The organism is Amycolatopsis sp. WAC 01416, from assembly GCF_003947485.1.
In the GTDB taxonomy this organism is placed as follows: domain Bacteria; phylum Actinomycetota; class Actinomycetes; order Mycobacteriales; family Pseudonocardiaceae; genus Amycolatopsis.
In genome coordinates this window covers 135201-156582 of sequence record NZ_QHHX01000014.1, presented here as the reverse complement: position 1 = coordinate 156582, position 21382 = coordinate 135201, and the positions used below count along the sequence as shown (strand labels likewise).

Genomic DNA, 21382 nt, shown 5'->3' with positions numbered 1-21382 from the left:
CTCAGTTGATGCACTCGGTGTCTTCGGAGGTGATGGGCTGGTCGGTCCGGACCCCGGCCGCCCCGCCGCCCGCGGATACGCCCGGTCCCTTGTAGACCTGTCCGAGCACGACCTGGACATGGCCGGCCGCGACGGAAGCGGCCTTCTCGGTTTCCAGACCGCCGAGCAGTTTCGCGATCTCCGTGGCGGGGCCGGACGCGTCGCTGAACCGGACGACGGAGGTCCGCCGTCCGGTATCGGCCGTCGTCTCGCCCTTGCCGAATCCCTTCTCCGCCAGTAGATCCGAAACGCGAGCGGCCAGGCCGTCCTTGCCGCTCGCGTTGACGACGTCGACCTTGGGGCCGGCGGGCGCCTGCGGCGTCGTGGGCTGGACGCCGATCAGCGAGGCGGCGAAGGCGCGCACCTGCGCGGGGTCGACCTGCACGGCGGTCGCGGTCGGTTGCCTGGGGTTGTAGCGGTAGTCGGGGTTGACCACCGGGATCGTGTCGAAGGCGATCCCGCCGCCGGAGACGCCCCGCATCTGCCGGACGAAGTCGAGCAGATCCCACGAGCCGTCGAGCACGACGGAACGTTTCACCGCGTCGATCAGTTCGGAGAGGCGGGCCGGGTTGGCGAGAGTTCCGGCGGAGAGCACCTGCTTCGCCAGTCCCGCGAGGAATACCTGCTGACGGCGGACGCGGTCGAGGTCGCTGCGAGGCAGGTCCTCGCGCTGGCGCACGAAAGCCAGCGCGTCGGCGCCCTGGATCGTCTGCCTCCCCGCCTTGAAGTTCGCCCCGGACTTGATGTCCTTGGTGTCCCTCTTCAAGCACACCTCGACCCCGCCGACGGCCTTGCTGATGTCGTAGAAACTCTGCAGGTTGACCTCGGCGAAGTGGTCCATCTTGACGCCGGTGAGGTCCTCGACCGCCTTCAAGGTCGCCTTCCGCGCGGCCGTGATCGCCACCTTGTCGATCTCCGCCTTGTCGGTCTTGCCCGCCGTGCGCTGTGCACTCGCCGAAGCGAACTTGGCGTGACCGAAGATCCCGTTGATCTTGGTCTTGTCCTTCGTCCCCGGCTCCGCGACCCAAGAGTCGCGCGGGATGGAGAAGGCCTTCACCGCCTTCTGGCCGTTCGGGATGCGGAGGACGATGAGCGTGTCCGTCAGGTCGTCGCCGTTCGCACCCACGCGCAGCTCGCGCAGCATCTCCGGGGACAGCGGGTTACCGTGCTCGTCGGTCCGCGAATCGCGCCCGACCAGCAGGATGTCCAGCGAACCGTCGGCGGGCTGCTCCCCCGGGTCCGGCGCTTCGATCACGTCTTCGCGGGTGACGCCTTCGAGCGACTCCAGCGTCGTGTATCCGTACGCGGTCCCGCCGAACACCGCCACCGCCATCGCGGCGACCAGGACCTTCCCCAGCTTGTGCACCTCCCTAAGACGCACGGGAGGCCGTGATTGCTGCAAGGGTGAGCCACTTCACATCCGCAGATGCGACGCGCCGTTCAGGTCGAGGATCGCGCCGGACGCCCATGCGGCGTCGGCGGAGGCGAGGTAGAGCACCGCCGCCGCGACCTCCTCCGGCGTCCCGACCCGGCCGAACGGGCTCTCGCCGCTGGCGCCTTCGACCTTCGCCGCGACCCGGTCGGTGGCGGTGAAGCCGGGTGCGACCGAGGTCACCGCGATCCCGTGCGGGGCGAGGGCGACGGCGAGCGACTGTCCGAGCGAGTGCAGCGCGGCCTTGCTCGCGCCGTAGGCCGGGAACTCGGGCTCACCCTTGAAGGCGCCCCGCGAACCGATGTTGACCACCCGGCCCGCCGCGCCGCGCTCGATCATGTGCCGGGCCACGCAGTAGGTCACGTTCGCGGTGCCGAGCACGTTGACGTCGACCATCCGCCGCCAGATCCGCTGCCAGTCCGCATAGGACACTTCGGCGACGGGATGGGCCGCCGCCGCGGACGGCGCGTAGGCGGCGTTGTTCACCAGGACGTCGACACCGCCGGCCAGCTCCTCGGCTTCGTCGGCGACCCGTTGGGCCACTTCGGGATCCGAGAGGTCGCCCTGGACGAGCCCGTGGCCGGAACCCGGCAGTCCGGCGAGCGTCCGCTCGGCGTCCTCCCTGTTCGAGGCGTAATGGACGGCGACACGGTCGCCCTTTTCCGCGAAGGCACGCGCGATCGCACGGCCGATGCCGCGCGAAGCCCCGGTGACCAGAATTCCCACGGGCCGACCCTAGTGGTCACGTCCGAAGTTCGAGACCCCGACAGGCTTCCGGACGTGACCACTCAGCCGCCGAAGAGCTGGACCATCTTGCGGAACAGTTCGTAGACGCCGTAGGCGAACGGGAGCGCGACCCACAGCCAGGCGAAGACCATCAACCCGGTGCGGCGGCGTTCGGGAGCCTGTTCGGTCATCGGGTCTCGCTCCTCGCGGGCTCGCCGGACGGCGCCGGCTCGTGGAACTTCGGGTTGACCGGGCGCACCAGTTCGTTGGCGACGAAACCGGCCACCAGCAGGCCGATCATGATGAACAGCGACGTCGTGTAGAGGTCGGGGCCGACCTTGCCCGCCGCCTTCTGGCTGTCGGAGATGGCGTTGACGATGAGCGGTCCGAGCACGCCTGCCATCGACCAGGCGGTCAGCAGTCTGCCGTGGATCGCGCCGACCTGGTAGGTGCCGAAGAGGTCCTTCAGATACGCCGGCACGGTCGCGAAGCCACCACCGTAGAACGACAGGATCAACATGGCGCACAGGACGAACACGAGCTTCGAAGCGTTGGTGGTCAGCGCGATCACCAGGTACAGCAGCGCGCCGACACCGAGGTAGAGGCGGTAGATGTTCTTGCGCCCCACCAGGTCCGAAGTGGACGACCAGACGAACCGGCCGAGCATGTTGGTCAGCGAGAGCAGCGCGACGAACCCGCCGGCGGCGGCGGTGCCGACCGGCGTCGACGTCTCGCGGAAGAAGTCCGCGATCATCGGCGCCGCCTTCTCCAGGATGCCGATCCCCGCGGTCACGTTGAAGCACAGGACTACCCAGAGCAGCCAGAACTGGGGCGTCTTGATGGCGTTGCGCGCCGACACGTTCGCGGTGGTGATCATCGCGTTGCCGTGGTCGGTCTTCGGCGTCCAGCCCTTCGGCTTCCAGTCGTCGGCGGGGACCCGCACCAGCATGATGCCCAGGCTCATGAAGACCGCGTAGACCAGGCCGTGCACGAGGAAGGCCGTCGCGACCGTCCCGATCGACCACGGCGAGCCGCCCAGCATCTGCGTCGACCACGGGGAGGCGATCAGCGCGCCGCCGCCGAAGCCCATGATCGCGATACCGGTGGCCATCCCCGGCCGGTCGGGGAACCATTTGATCAGCGTCGACACCGGCGAGATGTAGCCGATCCCGAGCCCGATACCGCCGATCCCGCCCCAGCCGAGGACGACGAGCCAGTACTGCGACGTCGCGACACCCAGCGCCGAGATCAGGAAGCCCGAGCTGAAGCAGACCATCGAGACGAACATCGCCCAGCGCGGCCCGTTGCGCTCGACCAGCGTCCCGCCGAAGGCCGCCGAGAGCCCGAGCATCACGATCCCGAGCTGGAACGGGAGCGCGCTCTGCGTGCCGGTGAGCCCGAGGGTCTTCTCCAGCGGCGCCTTGAAGACGCTCCACGCGTACGCCTGCCCGATCGACAGGTGGACGGCCAGCGCGGCGGGAGGGATCAGCCAGCGGCTCCAGCCCGGTGATGCGACGATGCGGGAACGGTCCAGGAAGCCGACAGCCATCCGGCGCCTCCGTACTCTGGGGATGTGCACTGGGAATGTATTACTTAATTCCCGACGTTGCAGTACTCAGGTGTTGAATGTTTCGGCGTCGAGCAATCGGTCAGAAGGGTGGACCACACGTGGGCAGGGTGACGGTGCGGCGTCCGGTGCGGATGATCTCCGCGACGAAGGACGTGCGACGACCCGACTCGCTCGCGGCCGAAGAACCGCTGGAGATCCGCGTCGGCGGCAAGGCACTCGCGGTCACCATGCGGACACCCGGTAACGACGTCGAACTGGCGCACGGGTTCCTGTTGTCCGAGGGCGTGCTCGCCTCCCGCGAGGACGTCGCGGTCGCCCGGTACTGCGACGGCGTCGACGACCAGGGGCGCAACACCTACAACGTCCTGGACATCGCGCTGGCCGAAGGTGTCGCGCCACCGGAGACGGGCGTCGAGCGGAACTTCTACACCACGTCCTCGTGCGGCGTCTGCGGCAAGGCCGCGCTCGACGCGGTGAAGCTCAAAAGCCGGTTTTCACCGGAGAAGTCCGGATTCACCGTGAGCAAGGACGTGCTGGCGAAGCTCCCGGACACGCTGCGCACGCATCAGAAGGTCTTCTCCAGCACCGGCGGGCTGCACGCGGCCGCCCTGTTCGACGGCGACGGGAACCTCGCCGTCGTCCGCGAGGACGTCGGCAGGCACAACGCCGTCGACAAGGTCCTCGGCTGGGCACTGCAGGAAGGCCGGATCCCCGCGTCGGACGCCGGCCTGCTGGTGTCCGGACGCGCCTCGTTCGAACTGGTGCAGAAGGCCGCCATGGCGGGGATCGGCCTGCTGGCGGCCGTTTCCGCGCCGTCGTCGCTGGCCGCGGAACTGGCCGAGGAGAACGGCATGACCCTCATCGGTTTCCTGCGCGGCGAGAGCATGAACCTCTACACCGGCGAACAGCGGGTGCTCGGGCTCGCCTGAGCCCGGACCGGGGCCCGTGTCGCGAAAGCCACTTTCGCGACACTCGCCACGGCACGTCAGCGGCCGAGCGCCTTCAGTCGGTGCCCACCCAGTTACCGTGGAAACCGTTGGGCACCCGGTCCGGCAGATGCACGGCACCGACGGTCTCCAGCGTTCCCGCGTCCAGGATCGTCAGGTCGCTCTTCTGTGTCGCGGGATCGTAGACGAAACCCATCAGCACGCCCTCGTCCTCACCGGCGTCCGCTGAGGACGGGACGAACACGAACTCCCCGACCTGGCTGCCCTCGCCGAATTCCCTCGAGGCGACCGACCGGTTCCACAGATCGTGCTTCAGCAAGGAACCCGAGGACGCCGATCCGTCCCTTGTGGACACCGAGTAGCCGAAGCGGTGCCGTCGCCCGACCAGCCGCTCGTCGACGCGCGGGAATTCCTGGCCCTGATCGTCGAGGCGCTCCTCGACGACCTTGCCGACGGTCAGGTCGATGGTCCAGCGGTCCAGGGTCGGCGGCCCTTCGGCAGGGCCGAGCAACTCGGTGTCGAACATCTTCGGGTGGCGGACGACGTCCAGCACGATGTCGTCGCCGTCGTCGTAGGCGTTCATCGGGTGGAACACGTAGCACGGCTCGATCTCGAACCAGCGGACGTCGCCGTCGCCGCCCTCTCGCGGCATGACCCCGATCCGTGCCGGGTACTTCGGGTTCCAGCGATACGGCAGGCCGGAGTTGCCCGAAATCCGCTGACGCAGCCTCGCGCTGAGGGGATCCGGCACCTTCACCTTGCCCACGAGCGCGGACAGCACCAGCTGGGCGGGAGTGCGCAGGAACGGCGGGACGGACGCGGCGACGGCCTGTTCGGTGTCGAAGGTGACCGGGAGGTCGTAGAAGACGACGTGTTTCTCGGTCAGGGAGAAGTCGTGCATCATCGGCGAACCGGTGACCTCGATGTCCACCTTGCGCCGCGCGCGGCCTCGGGCGTCGATCACCGAATACTGCACTTTGTTGCCCTGACCGAAGAAGTACGACACGGCGTGCAGTTCGCCGGTCTCCGGATCACGCTTCGGATGCGCGGTGTAGCCACCGGGAAGGGTGCCGTCGAAGTCGCAGGCGCCGACAGTGTCGAGTTCGTCGGTGAGCTCGAAGCTGGTGGCCCCGCCTTCGATCAACGCGAGGGTCTTGCCGGCGTGGCCGATCACGTTCGTGTTGGCCCCGAGGGAGGAGACCCCGGAGACCGGTCCGTCTTCCCAGCGTTCGCCGATCTGCCGCGACAGCCGGGGGTTGCGCACCCAGCGGTTGCGATACCACTCGGCGCGGCCGTCACGCAGCCGGACGCCGTGCACCATGCCGTCGCCCATGAACCAGTGGTAGGCCTCCGGGTCCACTTCGGACAGCGGATTCGGCCCGTTCCGCAGGTAGCGCCCGTCCAGGTACTCCGGGATGTGCCCGGTGACGCTCAGTTCGGTGATCGTGTGTTCACGGCTGACCGGGGCGAAGTTGCCCTGGAGGAACTTGTTGCCCATCAAAGGCCCCCTAGCGACGGATATAACACAGTTATGGATACATTTATAACAGGGTTATGGAATACTGGCAAGCATGTCACCGAAACCCTCCGGCACCGAGGTCAAGGCGAAACTGGTCGAAGCGGCGATCCGGCTGCTCTCGGACGGCGGCCCGGAGGCACTGCAGGCCCGCAAGCTGGCAGCGGAGATCGGCGCGTCGACCATGGCCGTGTACACCCACTTCGGCGGGATGGGCGCACTGGTGGACGAGGTCGCGCGCGAGGGATTCCGGCGGCTCTCGGCGAATCTGGGCGAGGTCCGGGAAACCGCCGACCCGGCGGCCGACATCCTCACCTTGGCGCTGGCGTACCGGCGGACCGTGGTGGACAACCCGCAGCTCTACGCCGTGACCTTCGGCCAGAGCCAGCCCAACGGGCAGAAGGCGGCACTGGTCGACATGACCAGCAAGGAGACCCGCGAGAGCCTCAGCGACGAGGGCATCGAGGCCTTCGGTTACCTCGTCCGTGCCGCGAAACGCGTGATCGACGCGGGCCGGTTCCGGCCGGCCCCGGAGTTCGATGTCGCCGCCCAGCTCTGGAGCGCCGTGCACGGCTACATCACGCTGGAGGTCGCCGGCCACTTCGGCGACAGCGGGAATGGTGTGGACCACATCCTGATTCCCCTGGCCACCGCCCTCGGCGTGGGTCTCGGCGACACTTACGAGGCCGCGACGCGGTCCGCGCGGATCTCGATCGAGGCATGGCGCGCGAAAGAGGGAAACATCGGCACCTGATCCGGCGATACCCCGGTCACAGGTCGGTGACATGTGCAACCTTCCAGCGGAAACGTGCGTCTGACCTGGTGGAGGCCCACGGCTGGTAAGAGACCGACGGGGGACTGGGGACGGGAACGGGGATCGGTGAACGAGGACGATCAGGGGCACACGACGCTGCCGGGGGTGGACGGCGCCCGTCGCTGGCTGAGCCGCCGGTCCGTGCTGATCGCCGGCGCCTCCGGTCTCGGCGTCGCCGGGCTCGCCGCCGGAACGGCCACCGGAGCCCTGCCGTTCAGTGAGGCGCTCCAACGGGCACTCGGCGTCGCGTCGCCGACCCCGGCGACCCAGCTGGGCAGCCCCCGCGTCGAGCGTGTCTATTCCGAAGCCCGCGGGCGCGAGGTCGACCTCGTGCTCATGCTGCCGACCAAGGCACCGCCCAAGGGCCTGCCGATGTCGCTGATGCTCCACGGCCTCCACGGCACCGCGCGGCACGCGGCCCCCACCGGGCTGCTCAAGCAACTCAGCAGCGAGGTCGCCCGTAAGGCGGTGCCCCCATACGGGTTCGTCGCGGTCGACGGTGGCGACCATTACTGGCACGAGAACCAGCCCGGCGACAACCCGATGGCGATGCTGCTCGAAGAGGTCCCCCGCTGGCTTGCCGCCCGCGGCCTCGGCGGCCGGGACGGGTTGCCGTTCGCCGCCACCGGGCTTTCGATGGGCGGTTTCGGCGCGCTGCTCTACACGCGGCGCCGTCTCGAACGCCGTCGCCCGCCCGCCGCGGTCGCGGCGCTCGCGCCCGCGCTGATGACGTCGTGGGCCGAGATGAGCAAACGGCGCGCGTTCCGCGACGCCACCGACTGGGGCTCGCTGGACCCGTTGCGCCACATCGACGTCACCAAGAAGGTGCCGACCGGGATCTGGTGCGGCACCGAAGATCCGTTCATCGGCGGGGTGCGGAAGTTCATCTCCGAAGCGCGGCCCATGGTCGCGCACACGGCGCGCGGCAAACACGGCGACACGTTCAACCGCACCGTCGTGCCGAGCCTGGTCGCGTTCCTCGGCAAGCACGTCCCGAAGAACGCCTGAGCGCTCAGACGCGGAAGAAGATCCTGGTCACGGTCGAGCCCGGTCTCAGGTACTGCCGGACGAGATCGGCGACCTGGTTCACCAGCACCAGACCGCGTCCGCCGATCTGTCCGGCGGTGGCGGGCCGCCTGCCCGCCAGCGGATCGCTCAGGGTGCCTTCGTCGATGACCTCGCAGAGCACGTGGTCCTCGTCGCGCCAGACGCGGACGACACCCTGGCCCGAACCGTGCAGCACGCTGTTGGCGGACAGTTCCGCCACGGCGAGCACGAGATCCTCCACCCGGTTCGGGGCGAGCCCGCTCTCCTCGGCCCGCACCTGCGCGAAGTGCCGCACCGCGCTGAGCCTGGCGAGATCGAACCGGAACGCGTCGGCCACGACCGGTTCGGGCAGCGGCAGGTTGTACTGCTCGACGACCGCGTCGGGGGCGTAACCCTCGCTGCGGCGGTCGCCGTCGGCGCCGGAGAGGATCGGGTGGGTCCGCTCGGCGTCGGCGAGGACGCCGTCTTCGAGCCTGGTCCGGTCGTACGGGCACAGGATGCTGAGGTCGCGGTCGCCGAACGCGAAGTTGATCAGCGCCTCGTGCTGGGCACACGCCGGGTATTCGAGGGGCGACCGGCCCGCCCAGATCGGTTCGCCGATGATCCGGACCGGCCCCGGCCGGTTGTCGGCGAACGCGAGCAGCACGCCGGGAAGGATGCGGCCCGGGTTACGGCCCGCTTCGGTCATGTCGATGAGCTCGACCTCGGCGGCGGAATCGCCCAGCGCGTCTTCGATCAGCGTCAGGTTCCGGCCCGGGACGGCGACCGCGACCGGCTCGTCGAGCTTCAAGCCCTCGAGGATGTACGGAATCGTTCCGTCCAGGTACTCGGTGTCACCGGAGTAGAGCAGGCCCACGTGGGTGAAGGGACCCGCGGTGACTGTCACGGACTCGTCTTACCCCGTTGGAGCGGTTCTGAAACCCCGCTAACGGAGGGAAATCCGAAAATGGTGCGGGCCGATCAGCCGAGCCAGCGTCCCGCCATCGAGATCAACCAGAATCCGGCGAGCGTCGCACCGGTGAAGAGTCCTGTCCAGGCGACGAGTGAAGAGTTCGCCTCCGCGCTTCGCGCCGTCTTGATCCGGACGAGCGCGTACGCCGAGACGGCGAAGAACGGCAGCGGGATCAGCGGAAGCGGCGACAACCGGACGACACCGGCCACCAGGCAGGTCGCCACCAGCACGCCCAGCGCGATCGTGAGCGCGCGCGGGATCCACGGATGCCCTCGATACGCCCCGACGACGATGCGTTCGGTGAGTTCGACGAGTCCCCTGACCTCGCGTGGACTCGCGGCTTCCAGCTCGGGAGCCTCGTTCTCGTCCTTCGTGGGAGTCAGCGGCACCATCGCATCCTATCTCGGTCCGGTCACCGGCCGGACCTGGCCGGAGAAACCGATGCCCCGGCCGGAAGGCTCCGGCCGGGGCATCGTTGACGCTGACGTGCTTTTGTCAGGCTGACTTCTCGCCGCGCTCGTTGCCACGACGGCGTGACGGCTGACGCGCCACGATCGTCGGGTTCACGTTCTCGCGGACGGTCTGCTCGGTGATGACGACCTTCGCGACGTCGTCGCGGCTGGGGATGTCGTACATGACCGGCTGCAGGACCTCTTCCATGATCGCGCGCAGGCCACGGGCGCCGGTGCCGCGGAGCACGGCTTGGTCGGCGATGGCCTCGAGCGCGGTCTTGGTGAACTCCAGCTCGACGTTGTCCATCTCGAAGAGCTTCTTGTACTGCTTCACCAGCGCGTTGCGCGGCGTGGTCAGGATGCTGACCAGCGACTCCTTGTCCAGGTGGGTCACCGTCGCCACGACCGGGAGGCGGCCGATGAACTCCGGGATCAACCCGAACTTGATCAGGTCCTCCGGCATGGTGTCGGAGAAGATGTCGCTCTCGTCGATCTCGGCCTTGGTGCGGATCTCCGCGCCGAAACCGAGGCCGCGTTTGCCGACCCGCTCGTTGATGATCTTCTCCAGCCCGGCGAACGCGCCGGCCACGATGAACAGCACGTTCGTCGTGTCGATCTGGATGAACTCCTGGTGCGGGTGCTTGCGGCCGCCCTGCGGCGGCACCGACGCGGTGGTGCCTTCGAGGATCTTCAGCAGCGCCTGCTGAACACCCTCGCCCGACACGTCACGCGTGATCGACGGGTTCTCCGACTTCCGGGCGATCTTGTCGACCTCGTCGATGTAGATGATGCCCGTCTCGGCGCGCTTGACGTCGTAATCCGCCGCCTGGATCAGCTTGAGCAGGATGTTCTCGACGTCCTCGCCCACGTAGCCGGCTTCGGTGAGCGCCGTGGCGTCCGCGATCGCGAACGGGACGTTCAGCATCTTCGCCAGCGTCTGCGCCAGATAGGTCTTGCCGCAACCCGTCGGCCCGAGCATCAGGATGTTGGACTTCGCCAGTTCGACGGTCTCGTCCTTGGAATCCTTCGGCCCGGCCTTGTCGTCGGACTGCACACGCTTGTAGTGGTTGTACACCGCCACGGCCAGCGAACGCTTCGCGTCGTCCTGGCCGATGATGTACTGCTCGAGGAACTCGTGGATTTCGGCGGGTTTGGGCAGCTCGTCGAGCTTGACCTCACCGGCTTCGGCCAGTTCCTCTTCGATGATCTCGTTGCAGAGATCGATGCACTCATCGCAGATGTAGACCCCGGGGCCGGCAATGAGCTTCTTCACCTGCTTTTGGCTCTTGCCGCAGAAAGAACATTTCAGCAGGTCGCCGCCGTCACCGATCCGTGCCATGGCCGTTGACCTCGTCCCCTCCGGCGCGATACGCGCCTGACTGTCTTACCGCCCCGGTCACGGATGACCGCTCGGAGCCTCACACACTGCCACTGACGGTACCCGCCCGATGCCGTCGGCGGGAGAACCAACGTCACATCTGAGCACGCCAGAAGCTGACCTTAGACCAGGGATCCGGTGCGTGTCGTCTCCCGACACGCACCGGGCCCCTCCCGCGATCAGCTGCTCGAGGCCTTGCGGTACTCGAGCACCTCGTCGACGATCCCGTACGCCTTGGCCTCGTCGGCCGTCAGGATCTTGTCGCGCTCGATGTCCTTCTTGATGTCGTCGGCTTCCTTCTTCGTGTGCTTCGCCAGGATGACCTCCATCTGGCGCCGCACCCGCTGGATCTCGTTGGCCTGGATCTCCAGGTCCGAAACCTGGCCGTAGGTGCCCTCGGTCGCGGGCTGGTGGATCAGCACCCGCGAGTTCGGCAGCGTGAACCGCTTGCCGGGGGTCCCGGCCGCCAGCAGCACCGCGGCGGCCGAAGCGGCCTGGCCGATGCACATGGTGACGATGTCGGGGCGGACGTACTGCATCGTGTCGTAGATCGCCATCAGCGCGGTGAACGAGCCACCGGGCGAGTTGATCAGGATCATGATGTCGCGGTCCGGGTCCTCGTGCTCGAGGTGCAGCAGCTGGACCATGACGTCGTTCGCCGACGCGTCGTCGATCTGCACGCCGAGCATGATCTGGCGCTCTTCGTACAGCTTGTTGTACGGGTTCGATTCCTTGATGCCGTAGCTGGTGCGCTCGACGTACGAGGGCAGGACGTACCGCGACTGCGGCAGCTGGAGCCGCGACTGCATCCCAGGCGCCTGCGACCCGATCGGAAGCTGGAAGTTGCTCATTGAAAATTCTCCTGTGTGCCGGCGCGGATCAGCTGTTGGGAAGCGGGTTCTCGCGCGTGAGGACCTGGTCCACGAAGCCGTAGTCCTTCGCCTCCTGCGCGGTGAACCAGCGGTCGCGGTCACCGTCCTTGACGATCTGCTCGACGGTCTGGCCGGTCTGCTCGGCCGTGATCTTGGCCAGCTCCTGCTTCCACTTGCCGAACACCTCGGCCTGGATGGCGATGTCGGAGGCCGTGCCGCCGACACCCGCCGAGGGCTGGTGCATGAGGATGCGCGCGTGCTGCAGCGCGTACCGCTTGCCGGGCGTGCCGGAGGAGAGCAGGAACTGCCCCATCGACGCGGCCAGGCCCATCGCGTACGTCGCGACGTCCGGGCGGATCAGCTGCATGGTGTCGTAGATCGCGAAACCCGCGGTGACCGAGCCACCGGGCGAGTTGATGTAGAAGCGGATGTCCGACTCGGAGTCGTCTGCATCGAGCAGCAACAACTGGGCGGTGATCCGGTTGGCGACCTCGTCGTTGACCTCGGAGCCGAGGACGACGATGCGCTCCTGGAGCAACCGCTCGAAGACCGAGTCGGTGAGGTTGAGCCCTGCGGTACCGGTCCGCGCCTGGGGCGTGTGCTGCGTCACGTCATGCCTGCCTTTTCGCCGACGGCGGCGGGTGGAACGTTCGCCGCCGCGTATGTCCAGATGCTTGAGGATCTTGCAACCGACCCTAACGAACTTGGGCGGTGCAGAATGCCTGACACCGCCCAAGTTCGCTTACAGCTTTACGGTCCGTTTCGACCGGACCGCGTATTCCCTACTCGGCCGCAGTCTTCGCGGTCTCTTCGGTGACCTGCGTCTCCTCGGCTGCGGGGCCGAAGAGCTCTTCGAGGTCGACCGTGGCGCCGGAGGCGTCGGTCACGGTGGTCTTGCGGACCACCGAGGCCAGCGCCTTGCCGCGGCGCACGTCGGCGTAGATCGCGGTCAGCTGGCCGGACTGCTGCGCCCGCTGGACGTACTCGTCCGGGCTGACACCGAAGCGCTGCGCCTGGTAGATGATGCGTTCGGTGAGCTCGCCGTCGTTGACCGACGTCTGCTCGGCGTCGGCGATGCTGTCCAGCAGCAGCTGCGTGCGGACCGCCTTCTCCGACTCCTCGCGGACCTCGGTGTCGAACTCTTCGAGGGTGCGCCCTTCGGCCTCGAGCGCCTGCGCGAACTGCGCCTCGTCGTGGTCGAACGGGTGGATCGCGTCGTGCTTGCGGTTCTCGATCTCGGCCTCGAGGACCTTCTCCGGGATCGCGACCTCGGTGCGCTCGAGGAGCTCCTCGAGGACCTTGTCACGGGCCTGGACGCCCTGCTGCATCTTCTTGACGCGGCCGAGACGCTCGCGAAGGTCGGCCTTCAGCTCGTCGATCGTGTCGAACTCGCTCGCCATCTGGGCGAACTCGTCGTCCGCCTCGGGCAGCTCACGCTGCTTGATGGTCTGCACGGTGACGGTGACGTCGGCGTCCTTGCCCGTGTGCTCGCCGGCGACCAGCTTCGTGGTGAAGGTCTTGGTCTCGCCCGCCTTCGCACCGATGATCGCCTCGTCGATCCCGTCGACGAGCTGGCCGGAGCCGATCTCGTAGGACAGGCCGGTGGTCGAGGCCTCCTCGACCTCCTGACCGTCGACGGTGGCCGCGAGGTCGATCGAGACGAAGTCGCCGTTCTCGGCCGGACGGTCGACGCCGGTCAGCGTGCCGAAGCGGGCGCGCAGCTCGTCGAGCTGCTCGTCGACCTCGGCGTCGGTCAGTTCGACGTCGTCGACGCTGACCACGAAGCCCTCGAGGTCGGGCAGCGAGATCTCCGGGCGGATGTCGACTTCGGCGGTGAACTCGAGGACCTCACGGTCCTCCAGCTTGGTCACCTCGAACTCGGGCTGGCCCAGCGTGCGGACCTCGCCCGCGCGCACGGCTTCCATGTACTTGGCCGGAATGACCTCGTTGACGACCTCGTCGAGCACCGGGGCTCGCCCGATCCGGCTTTCCAGCACGCGAGCCGGCGCCTTGCCCGGGCGGAAGCCGGGGATGCGCACCTGCTGGGCGATCTTGCGGTAGGCGCGGTCGAAGTTCGGCTTGAGCTCGTCGAACGGCACCTCGACATTGATCTTGACTCGCGTCGGGCTGAGCTGCTCGACGGTGCTCTTCAACGTATTCTCCTCGAGCGGTAAACGATGTGATGGGGCATCCGCATGCGGTCGACAGCGGATGTGCCCTGGCCAGCTTGTGGACAGGGCCGTCCGAGTCTAGGCCGTAGCCCTGATAGGCCCGGGCCCGGGGCCATCAGCCCGCCCTCCCCCGCCGAGCACAGCCCCCGCGCGCGGTCCGGCAAACGGGACGTGGACCACCCGATCGGACGAGTTTTCGGTTCTTCTCTGTTACGAAGCGGCCCGTTCCTGGACACGGATGCGCGCCACGCCTCACCATCGGGCGCTGTGACGTGGTGTTTCAGCACTCGGATGAAGTTTACAACCCAGTACTAATTGTCTACGGTGTGACAGCTTGTCCCGGTAGCCATCGACCGAGGGGAACGATCGATGACCGTCGCCGTAACCCGGTCCGAGGACACGGGGGAGATACCCGAGAGAAGACCGAGACGCGGCGTGCCCAGCCCGCGGATCCCGCTGCCGGTCGTCTCGGTTCCGACAGTGTTGTTGTTCACCGGCGGCCTCATGGTGTGGAGCGGCGCCACCTGGCTGGTAGTCAACGAGGCCGCGCCGCTGTGGGTGACCATTCCCCTGCACGCGCTCGTCACCTTCACCATGTTCACCGTGCTGCACGAGTCGACGCATCACGCGGCCGGACAGCTCACCTGGGTCAACGAACTGCTCGGCAGGCTCGCGATGCCGTTCGTGGCGGCCTACGGCTCCTTTCCCCTGGTGCGCTACATCCATCTGGAGCACCACCGCAACACCAACGAGGACGCCCACACCGATCCCGACGCCTGGACCGCGCACGGCCCCTGGTGGCAGTTGCCGCTGCGCTGGCTGACCATCGACTTCTGGTACGCCCGCTTCTACGTGGCCCGGCAGCGCACGCGCCCGCCGTCGGAGCGGATCGAGACCGCGGCCGTCGTCACGCTGAGCCTCGCCGCGTTCGCCTGGCTGGCGGTGACCGGCCACGGCTGGGAACTGCTGATGGTCTACCTGGTCCCGCAGCGCCTCGGGCTGGCCGTACTCGCCTGGTGGTTCGACTGGCTCCCCCATCACGACCTCGGCGCGCAGCGGCAGAACCGGTTCGGCGCCACTCGCGTCCGCGTCGGGCTCGAATGGCTGATGACGCCGATCATGCTGTGCCAGAACTATCACCTGGTGCACCATCTCCACCCGGCGATCCCGTTCTACCGGTACCTGCGCACGTGGAAGGACAACCGCGACGCCTACCTCGCCAGGGACGTCCCGATCGCGACCCCGTGGGGCCGCGAGCTGACGTCGACGGAGTACCGCGAATGGCGTCAGCTCACCGGTTCGTTCGACGAGGAACCGCCCGCTCCCCAGCCCCGGGGGCCGAGCCGGTTCCACTCGCTGCGCGTGGCCGAGGTCCGGCCGCTGTGCGAGGGCGCCGTCACCGTGACGTTCGACGTGCCGGAGCGGCTGCGGGAGACCTTCCGGTTCACCCCTGGCCAGCACCTCGTCATCCGCGCCGAGGTCGACGGGGAAGAGGTGCGGCGCGCCTACTCGATCTGCTCGACGCCGGACTCCGGCATCCTGCGGATCGCGATCAAGCACCAGCTCGGCGGCGCGTTCTCGACGTTCGCCACGACGGAACTCGCGCCGGGCGACGAACTGGACGTCCTGCCCCCCGACGGTGTTTTCACCCTGACCCCGGAGCAAGGCCGCGCGGGCCGGTACGTCGCGCTCGCCGCGGGCAGCGGGATCACGCCGATCCTGTCGATCCTGACCGCGACGCTGGAGAACGAGCCGAACAGCAAGGCGACCCTGCTGTACATCAACACCTCCGGCGCCAGCACGATGTTCGCCGACGAACTCGGCGGCCTCGCCGCGCGGCTGGGCGGACGGCTGCACGTCGTGCACTACCGCACCGACGAACGCGACCCGGACCTGCGCACACACCGGCTGGAGAAGCCGTTCGACATCGTCGGCGAGGCGCTGGCCATCTCGCATGAGCGCTACCAGCGCGGCAGGCTCGACAGCACCCGCCTCCGCGCGCTGCTGCAAGCGCGGCTGCACCCGGCGAAGGTGGACGACTGGTTCCTGTGCGGCCCGCGCGACCTCGTCGACATGGCCCGCCGGACACTGGCCGACCGTGACGTCCCCGAGGAACACGTCCACTTCGAACTGTTCCAAGGCGCGCTTCCCGTCCGCCCCTCACGGCGGCCGGGCCCGACGCTGACGGTGACGGCGGCCGGGAAGACCGTCGAAATCGCCGCGACGGTGGGCGAAACCGTGCTCAGCGCCGCGCTGCGGCACGGCGTCGACGCGCCGTACGCGTGCGTCGGCGGCGCTTGCGGCACCTGCCGGGCGACGGTGGTGCGAGGCAGCGCGCGGATGGACGTGCACTACGCGCTCGGGGACGAGGAGGTCGCGGCCGGGCAGATCCTGACCTGCCGGGCGGTGGCGACTTCGGCCGAACTGGGCGTGGACTACGACCGCTGAGCCCTTCGCAATTAGTCACCTACTTGCAGCGGGTCGGGGCACTCTGGCCCCGGGCGCAAGGGCGGCGAATCCTCCGCCGGCCTTCGCCCCCGCCTTGAGTACAGGTAGAAGACTGGTCGCGAAAGCCACTTTCGCGACGCCTGATGTCCCGAAAAGGTTGCACGCCGGCGGGTAGTGAGGGTCGCCTTCATTACCCTGAGGGTAGGCAAGGAGGCCTTCACGGGCCGGGCCATGCCCTGCCTGCCGCGCACAGCGGGCTCACAGGCGGGTCACAACGCGCGCATACGACCGCGGCGCACCCTCGAGGTCATGGCACCCGGTTCGGTCCCGACCACCGGCCCGCGCCGGTCGTTCCGGCCCGGGCGGCTTTCCCTGCGCGCCAAGCTGACCGGCTCGATGGTGCTGTTGCTCACCTTCGTCTGTCTGGTGATCGGCGTCGCCGGCGAGGTCGCCCTGCGGTCGTTCCTCACCCGCCAGATCGACGACCAGCTCTCGGCCGCGTCGGCCCGTGCCCACGACTTCGCGAACCGGCCGCCGGAGGACGATCTCGGTCCCGATCCGCTCGAAGCGCCGGGCCAGGCCTCCGGGACGCTCAGCGTGCGGTTCTCCGGTGACCGGGTGCTGTACGCGGGAATCCTCACCGTGCAAGGGCTTCCGCAGGGATTGTCGGCCGAACAAGAGGCTGGTCTGTTCTCCGTCCCGGCGGACCGGCCGCCGATGACGATGACGCTCGGCGGCCTTGGCGAATACCGCGTGCAGGCCGTCTCGATCCCCGGCGGCGCGGTCGTCACCGGGCTCCCACTCGGGCCGATGCAGGACACCTTGACCACGGTCCGGTGGATCCTGTTCGGGGTCGCGGCGGCGGGTGTCGCCGGTGCGGGGTTCCTCGGCGCGTTCGCGGTGCGGCGCACGCTGCGGCCACTCGACCGGGTCGCGGCGACCGCGGGCCGGGTGTCGGCGATGCGGCTCGACCGCGGTCACGTCGCGCTCTCGGTGCGGGTGCCCGAGAGCGACACCGATCCGCGTACCGAGGTCGGCCAGGTCGGTTCGGCGCTGAACCTCATGCTCGGGCACATCTCGCGGGCGCTGGAAGCCCGGCACGCCAGTGAGACCCGGGTCCGCCGGTTCGTCGCGGACGCGAGCCACGAACTCCGCACCCCGCTCGCGGCGATCCGCGGGTACGCCGAACTCGCCGGTCGCGGCAGCGCGCTGGTTCCGCCGGACGTCGCGCGTTCGATGTCCCGCATCCAGTCCGAGGCCGCCCGGATGACGACACTGGTCGAGGACCTCCTGCTCCTGGCGAGGCTCGACGCCGGACGACCGCTCGAAGCGGCCGAAGTCGACCTCACCCGGCTGACCGCGGACGCCGTCGGCGACGCGCACGTCGCCGGCCCGGACCACCGCTGGCAACTGCGGCTCCCGCCGGAATCCGTGTTCGTGCGCGGCGACGTCCAGCGTCTGCACCAGGTCCTGGCCAACCTGCTGTCCAACGCGCGTACGCACACCCCGCCGGGCACCACGGTGAGCACCGCACTGAACCGCTCCCACAGCGGATCCGCGGTGCTCACCGTCACCGACAACGGGCCCGGGATCGCCCCCGAACTCCTGCCGGCCGTGTTCGAACGCTTCGCCCGCGGCGACACTTCCCGGTCGCGGACCGCGGGCAGCACCGGGCTCGGGATGGCGATCGCGTCGGCCATCGTCGTCGCCCATCACGGCACGATCGAGGTGCACAGCCGTCCCGGGCACACCGAGTTCGCCGTCCATCTGCCGGTGATCGGTTCCTCACAGCGGGTGCACAGCTTCGGCACAACCACGCCCCAGGTCGGCCCCCGACGCTGAGGCCATGACCCTCCTCGCCTCCCGCGACGAAGCCGATCGAACCGCTCCCCCCGCCCGAGGCACACCGGCCGATCCGCGCTGGGTCCGGCCGTCCGTTGCCGCGCTGCTGCTCGCGACCGCGGTGCTGTACCTGTGGAATCTCGGGGAATCCGGCTGGGCCAACGCTTTCTACTCGGCGGCCGCGCAGGCCGGGTCGCTGAGCTGGAAAGCGTTGTTCTTCGGTTCCAGCGACGCCGCGAACGCGATCACGGTGGACAAGACACCGGCCGCGTTGTGGGTGATGAGCCTTTCCGCGCGCCTGTTCGGCGTCAACGCCTGGAGCGTCCTGGTGCCGCAGGCGCTCATGGGTGTCGGCTCGGTGGCGTTGCTGTTCGCCGCGGTGCGGCGGACGTCCGGCCCGGCCGCGGGTCTGCTGGCGGGATCAGTACTCGCACTCACCCCGGCCGCCGCGTTGATGTTCCGGTTCAACAACCCCGACGCGCTGCTGGTCCTGCTCCTGACCGCGGGCGCCTACTGCGTCGTCCGCGCGCTGGAGAAGGCGAGTCCGCGCTGGCTGGCGCTGGCCGGGGTCGCCGTCGGATTCGGTTTCCTCGCGAAGATGCTGCAGGCGTTCCTGGTGCTGCCCGCGTTCGGGCTCGCGTACCTGATCGCCGCGCCGATCCCGCTGGGCCGCCGGCTGCTGCATCTGCTCGGGGCCTTGATCTGCACCTTCCTGTCCGCCGGCTGGTATCTCGCCGTCGTCGCGTCGTGGCCCGCCGCGGACAGGCCGTACATCGGCGGCTCGCAGGAGAACAGCCTGTGGGAACTCGCCTTCGGCTACAACGGTTTCGGCCGCATCACCGGCGACGAGGTCGGCAGTGTCGGCGGAGGCGGCTGGGGCGGCACGGGCTGGGATCGGTTGTTCGGCAGCGAAATGGCGGGCGGGATCGCCTGGCTGATCCCGGCCGCCGTCCTCGCTCTGGCCACCGGGTTGTGGTTCACCCGCCGGGCCCCGCGCACCGACCGCGGCCGCGCGGCACTGATCGTCTGGGGCGGCTGGTTCCTGGTGACCGCCGTGGTGTTCAGCTACATGAGCGGCATCATCCACGCCTACTACACGATCGCGCTCGCCCCGGCGATCGCGGCGCTCGTCGGGATCGCGGGCACGCAGTTGTGGCGCGCACGGGGGAATCCGGCCGCCGCGGGCGCCTTGAGCGCCGGAATCGGGCTGACCGCGTTGACGGCGTATCTCCTGCTGTCGCGGCAATCCGACTGGCTTCCCGGGCTGTCGATCGCGATCCTCATCACCGGCCTGCTGTGCGCGTTTCTGGTCTTCGTCGCAGCGCGCTTACCTGATGTGGCAAGGCGTCTGGTCGCCGTCGGCGCGCTGATCACCGTTCTCGCGGGCACGGGCGCGTACACCGTCGCGACGGCCGCCACTCCGCATTCGGGCGCGCTGCCTTCCGCCGGACCGGAAACGGGCCGTGGCATGAGAATGGGTGGCCCCGGCGGTCTGCTCGGGACGAGCCTGCCCGGCGCAGACCTGGCCGCCCTGCTCCGACAGGGAAGCGAGAACTACACCTGGACGGCGGCGACCGTCGGCTCCAACAACGCGGCGGGCTACCAGCTCGGCAGCGGGGCACCGGTGCTGGCCGTCGGCGGGTTCAACGGCACGGATCCGGCACCCACCCTGGAACAGTTCCAGGATCATGTCCGAAGTGGACGGATCCACTACTTCCTCGGCGAAGGCATGATGATGCGCGGGGAGACCGGCAGCGACGCCGCCGAGCGGATCGCCGCCTGGGTCGCGGAAACCTACCCACCGACCACTGTGGACGGCGTCACCGTCTACGACCTGAGCCGGTGAAACCCGTGCCGGAACACAGCGACGGCACAGCCGGGACACAAGCCGGCCTCAGCGCGATGGCCGAGATTGACGCTATGACAGCCGCGATCATCTCCGGCGCCGAAACCGGCCGCCGCCCCGCCATCGCCCCGGACGGCTCGCCCGTCCTCGACGTCGTCATCCCCGTCCACAACGAGGAAACCGATCTGGAGCCGTGCATCCGCAGGCTGCGCGCGCACCTCGTGGAGCAGTTCCCGTACCCGTTCCGGATCACCGTCGCGGACAACGCCAGCACCGACGGCACCCTCCGGGCCGCCGAACGGCTGAGCCGCGAGTTCGACGACGTCGAAGTCCGGCACCTCGAGGAGAAAGGCCGCGGCCGCGCGCTGCGCGCCGTTTGGTCCACTTCGGACGCTCCGGTGCTGGCCTACATGGACGTCGACCTCTCGACCGATCTGGCCGCGCTCGGGCCGCTCGTCGCACCACTGCTGTCCGGGCACTCCGACCTCGCCATCGGCAGCAGGCTCGCCCGCGGCGCGCGGGTGGTGCGCGGGCCGAAACGGGAGTTCATCTCCCGCTGCTACAACCTGATCCTCCGAGGCACGCTCGCGGCGCGGTTCAGCGACGCGCAATGCGGGTTCAAGGCGATCCGCGCCGACGTCGCCGAGCGCCTGCTCCCCCACATCCAGGACACCGGCTGGTTCTTCGACACCGAACTGCTCGTGCTGGCGCAGAAAGCGGGGCTGCGGATCCACGAGGTCCCGGTCGACTGGGTGGACGACCCGGACTCGTCGGTGAACATCGTCGCCACCGCGACCGCCGACCTCAAAGGCATCGCGCGCCTGACCAAGGCGACGCTGACCGGCGAGATCCCGATCAGCGGCCTGCGCGAACAGCTCGGCCGCGCGCCGATCCAGGTGCGGGCACCGGGAGTGGCGCCGAGCCTGGTGCGGCAACTGGTGCGGTTCGCCGCCGTCGGCGTCGCCAGCACCATCGCCTACCTCGTGCTCTTCCTGCTGCTGCGGACGTTCACCGGCGCACAGGTGGCCAACCTCGTCGCACTGCTGGTGACGGCGATCGGCAACACCGCCCTCAACCGGCGCCTGACCTTCGGCATCCGCGGCCGGGAAGGCGCCGGGCTGCACCAGTTCCAGGGCCTCATCGTGTTCGGCCTCGGGCTCGCGCTCACCAGTGGCGCGCTGGCGCTGCTGCACACGATGACGGCACCGGGACTGCCGCTCGAGATCACCGCACTCGTGCTCGCGAACCTCGCGGCCACCGTCCTGCGCTTCCTGTTGCTGCGCGGCTGGGTGTTCCGCCGCCGCACCGCCACCGAGATGGAGAGCTGACC

The 21382-nt window shown here is 68.8% G+C and carries 18 protein-coding genes; 7 read left to right on the top strand and 11 right to left on the bottom strand.

The features are described from left to right. Window position 1: 1 nt before the first annotated feature. The 4 genes from DL990_RS38145 to DL990_RS38135 form a co-directional block, all read right to left on the bottom strand. On the bottom strand, window positions 2–1405 hold the full coding sequence (locus tag DL990_RS38145; protein WP_125801578.1) for an LCP family protein: 1404 nt from the start codon (window positions 1403–1405) through the stop codon (window positions 2–4). Window positions 1406–1453: 48 nt separating this feature from the next. Then, window positions 1454–2197: an SDR family NAD(P)-dependent oxidoreductase gene (locus tag DL990_RS38140; RefSeq protein WP_125801577.1), complete on the bottom strand. Its 744-nt coding sequence runs from the start codon at window positions 2195–2197 to the stop codon at window positions 1454–1456. 62 nt (window positions 2198–2259) lie between these two features. Further along, on the bottom strand, window positions 2260–2388 hold the full coding sequence (locus DL990_RS42275; RefSeq protein ID WP_255431427.1) for a hypothetical protein: 129 nt from the start codon (window positions 2386–2388) through the stop codon (window positions 2260–2262). Beyond that, the gene (locus DL990_RS38135; protein WP_125801576.1) at window positions 2385–3746 is read right to left on the bottom strand and encodes an OFA family MFS transporter; all 1362 of its coding nucleotides are present in this window, start codon (window positions 3744–3746) and stop codon (window positions 2385–2387) included. Before DL990_RS38135 ends, DL990_RS42275 begins: the two co-directional genes overlap by 4 nt. A 119-nt stretch (window positions 3747–3865) precedes the next feature. Here DL990_RS38135 and fdhD point away from each other — a divergent pair, with 119 nt between their 5' ends. Next, on the top strand, window positions 3866–4696 hold the full coding sequence (gene fdhD, locus DL990_RS38130; RefSeq protein ID WP_125801575.1) for a formate dehydrogenase accessory sulfurtransferase FdhD: 831 nt from the start codon (window positions 3866–3868) through the stop codon (window positions 4694–4696). Between the two features lie 73 nt (window positions 4697–4769). Here fdhD and DL990_RS38125 read toward each other — a convergent pair whose 3' ends face one another. Then, entirely contained in the window at window positions 4770–6212 is a 1443-nt protein-coding gene (locus DL990_RS38125; protein ID WP_125801574.1) for a carotenoid oxygenase family protein, read from the bottom strand. 73 nt (window positions 6213–6285) lie between these two features. Between DL990_RS38125 and DL990_RS38120 the strand changes: the two genes are divergently transcribed. Together DL990_RS38120 and DL990_RS38115 are read left to right on the top strand one after the other, a co-directional pair. Next, the gene (locus DL990_RS38120) at window positions 6286–6984 is read left to right on the top strand and encodes a TetR/AcrR family transcriptional regulator (RefSeq protein WP_125801573.1); all 699 of its coding nucleotides are present in this window, start codon (window positions 6286–6288) and stop codon (window positions 6982–6984) included. Between the two features lie 126 nt (window positions 6985–7110). Further along, window positions 7111–8052, top strand: a complete 942-nt coding sequence (locus DL990_RS38115) for an alpha/beta hydrolase-fold protein (RefSeq protein ID WP_125785951.1) — start codon at window positions 7111–7113, stop codon at window positions 8050–8052. 4 nt (window positions 8053–8056) lie between these two features. Here the strand turns inward: DL990_RS38115 and DL990_RS38110 are convergent, their stop codons facing one another. From DL990_RS38110 to tig, 6 genes are all read right to left on the bottom strand, one after another. Next, window positions 8057–8977 carry a sensor histidine kinase gene (locus DL990_RS38110; protein WP_305015727.1) on the bottom strand — a complete coding sequence of 307 codons (921 nt, stop codon included), beginning with the start codon at window positions 8975–8977 and terminating at the stop codon, window positions 8057–8059. Window positions 8978–9051: 74 nt separating this feature from the next. Beyond that, window positions 9052–9435 carry a hypothetical protein gene (locus tag DL990_RS38105; RefSeq protein WP_125785952.1) on the bottom strand — a complete coding sequence of 128 codons (384 nt, stop codon included), beginning with the start codon at window positions 9433–9435 and terminating at the stop codon, window positions 9052–9054. A gap of 103 nt (window positions 9436–9538) precedes the next feature. Further along, on the bottom strand, window positions 9539–10834 hold the full coding sequence (gene clpX, locus DL990_RS38100) for an ATP-dependent Clp protease ATP-binding subunit ClpX (RefSeq protein ID WP_125785953.1): 1296 nt from the start codon (window positions 10832–10834) through the stop codon (window positions 9539–9541). 218 nt (window positions 10835–11052) lie between these two features. After that, on the bottom strand, window positions 11053–11724 hold the full coding sequence (locus DL990_RS38095) for an ATP-dependent Clp protease proteolytic subunit (RefSeq protein ID WP_125785954.1): 672 nt from the start codon (window positions 11722–11724) through the stop codon (window positions 11053–11055). A gap of 28 nt (window positions 11725–11752) precedes the next feature. Further along, a complete protein-coding gene (locus DL990_RS38090; protein ID WP_125676314.1) occupies window positions 11753–12355 on the bottom strand; it encodes a ClpP family protease in 603 nt (200 codons plus the stop codon). Between the two features lie 172 nt (window positions 12356–12527). After that, entirely contained in the window at window positions 12528–13898 is a 1371-nt protein-coding gene (gene tig / locus DL990_RS38085; protein WP_125785955.1) for a trigger factor, read from the bottom strand. Between the two features lie 453 nt (window positions 13899–14351). Between tig and DL990_RS38080 the strand changes: the two genes are divergently transcribed. The 4 genes from DL990_RS38080 to DL990_RS38065 all read left to right on the top strand — a co-directional run bounded on the left by DL990_RS38080 (window position 14352) and on the right by DL990_RS38065 (window position 21380). Beyond that, window positions 14352–16364, top strand: coding sequence for a fatty acid desaturase (locus DL990_RS38080; protein WP_125801586.1), 2013 nt, complete (start codon window positions 14352–14354; stop codon window positions 16362–16364). 309 nt (window positions 16365–16673) lie between these two features. Continuing rightward, window positions 16674–18206 carry a cell wall metabolism sensor histidine kinase WalK gene (locus DL990_RS38075; RefSeq protein WP_125801572.1) on the top strand — a complete coding sequence of 511 codons (1533 nt, stop codon included), beginning with the start codon at window positions 16674–16676 and terminating at the stop codon, window positions 18204–18206. A 4-nt stretch (window positions 18207–18210) separates the two neighbouring features. Further along, window positions 18211–20052 carry a glycosyltransferase family 39 protein gene (locus tag DL990_RS38070; protein ID WP_199746777.1) on the top strand — a complete coding sequence of 614 codons (1842 nt, stop codon included), beginning with the start codon at window positions 18211–18213 and terminating at the stop codon, window positions 20050–20052. Between the two features lie 74 nt (window positions 20053–20126). Further along, window positions 20127–21380 carry a bifunctional glycosyltransferase family 2/GtrA family protein gene (locus DL990_RS38065; RefSeq protein WP_199746776.1) on the top strand — a complete coding sequence of 418 codons (1254 nt, stop codon included), beginning with the start codon at window positions 20127–20129 and terminating at the stop codon, window positions 21378–21380. The last annotated feature ends 2 nt before the right edge of the window (window positions 21381–21382 follow it).

What these genes read in the sequence shown, in the direction of transcription:
- DL990_RS38075 (WP_125801572.1), top strand. Translation starts at nt 16,674, where the DNA reads ATGGCACCCGGTTCGGTCCCGACCACCGGCCCGCGCCGGTCGTTCCGG.
- DL990_RS42275 (WP_255431427.1), bottom strand. Translation starts at nt 2,388, where the DNA reads ATGACCGAACAGGCTCCCGAACGCCGCCGCACCGGGTTGATGGTCTTC.
- DL990_RS38070 (WP_199746777.1), top strand. Translation starts at nt 18,211, where the DNA reads ATGACCCTCCTCGCCTCCCGCGACGAAGCCGATCGAACCGCTCCCCCC.
- clpX (WP_125785953.1), bottom strand. Translation starts at nt 10,834, where the DNA reads ATGGCACGGATCGGTGACGGCGGCGACCTGCTGAAATGTTCTTTCTGC.
- DL990_RS38135 (WP_125801576.1), bottom strand. Translation starts at nt 3,746, where the DNA reads ATGGCTGTCGGCTTCCTGGACCGTTCCCGCATCGTCGCATCACCGGGC.
- DL990_RS38120 (WP_125801573.1), top strand. Translation starts at nt 6,286, where the DNA reads ATGTCACCGAAACCCTCCGGCACCGAGGTCAAGGCGAAACTGGTCGAA.
- DL990_RS38105 (WP_125785952.1), bottom strand. Translation starts at nt 9,435, where the DNA reads ATGGTGCCGCTGACTCCCACGAAGGACGAGAACGAGGCTCCCGAGCTG.
- DL990_RS38125 (WP_125801574.1), bottom strand. Translation starts at nt 6,212, where the DNA reads ATGGGCAACAAGTTCCTCCAGGGCAACTTCGCCCCGGTCAGCCGTGAA.
- DL990_RS38065 (WP_199746776.1), top strand. Translation starts at nt 20,127, where the DNA reads ATGACAGCCGCGATCATCTCCGGCGCCGAAACCGGCCGCCGCCCCGCC.
- DL990_RS38095 (WP_125785954.1), bottom strand. Translation starts at nt 11,724, where the DNA reads ATGAGCAACTTCCAGCTTCCGATCGGGTCGCAGGCGCCTGGGATGCAG.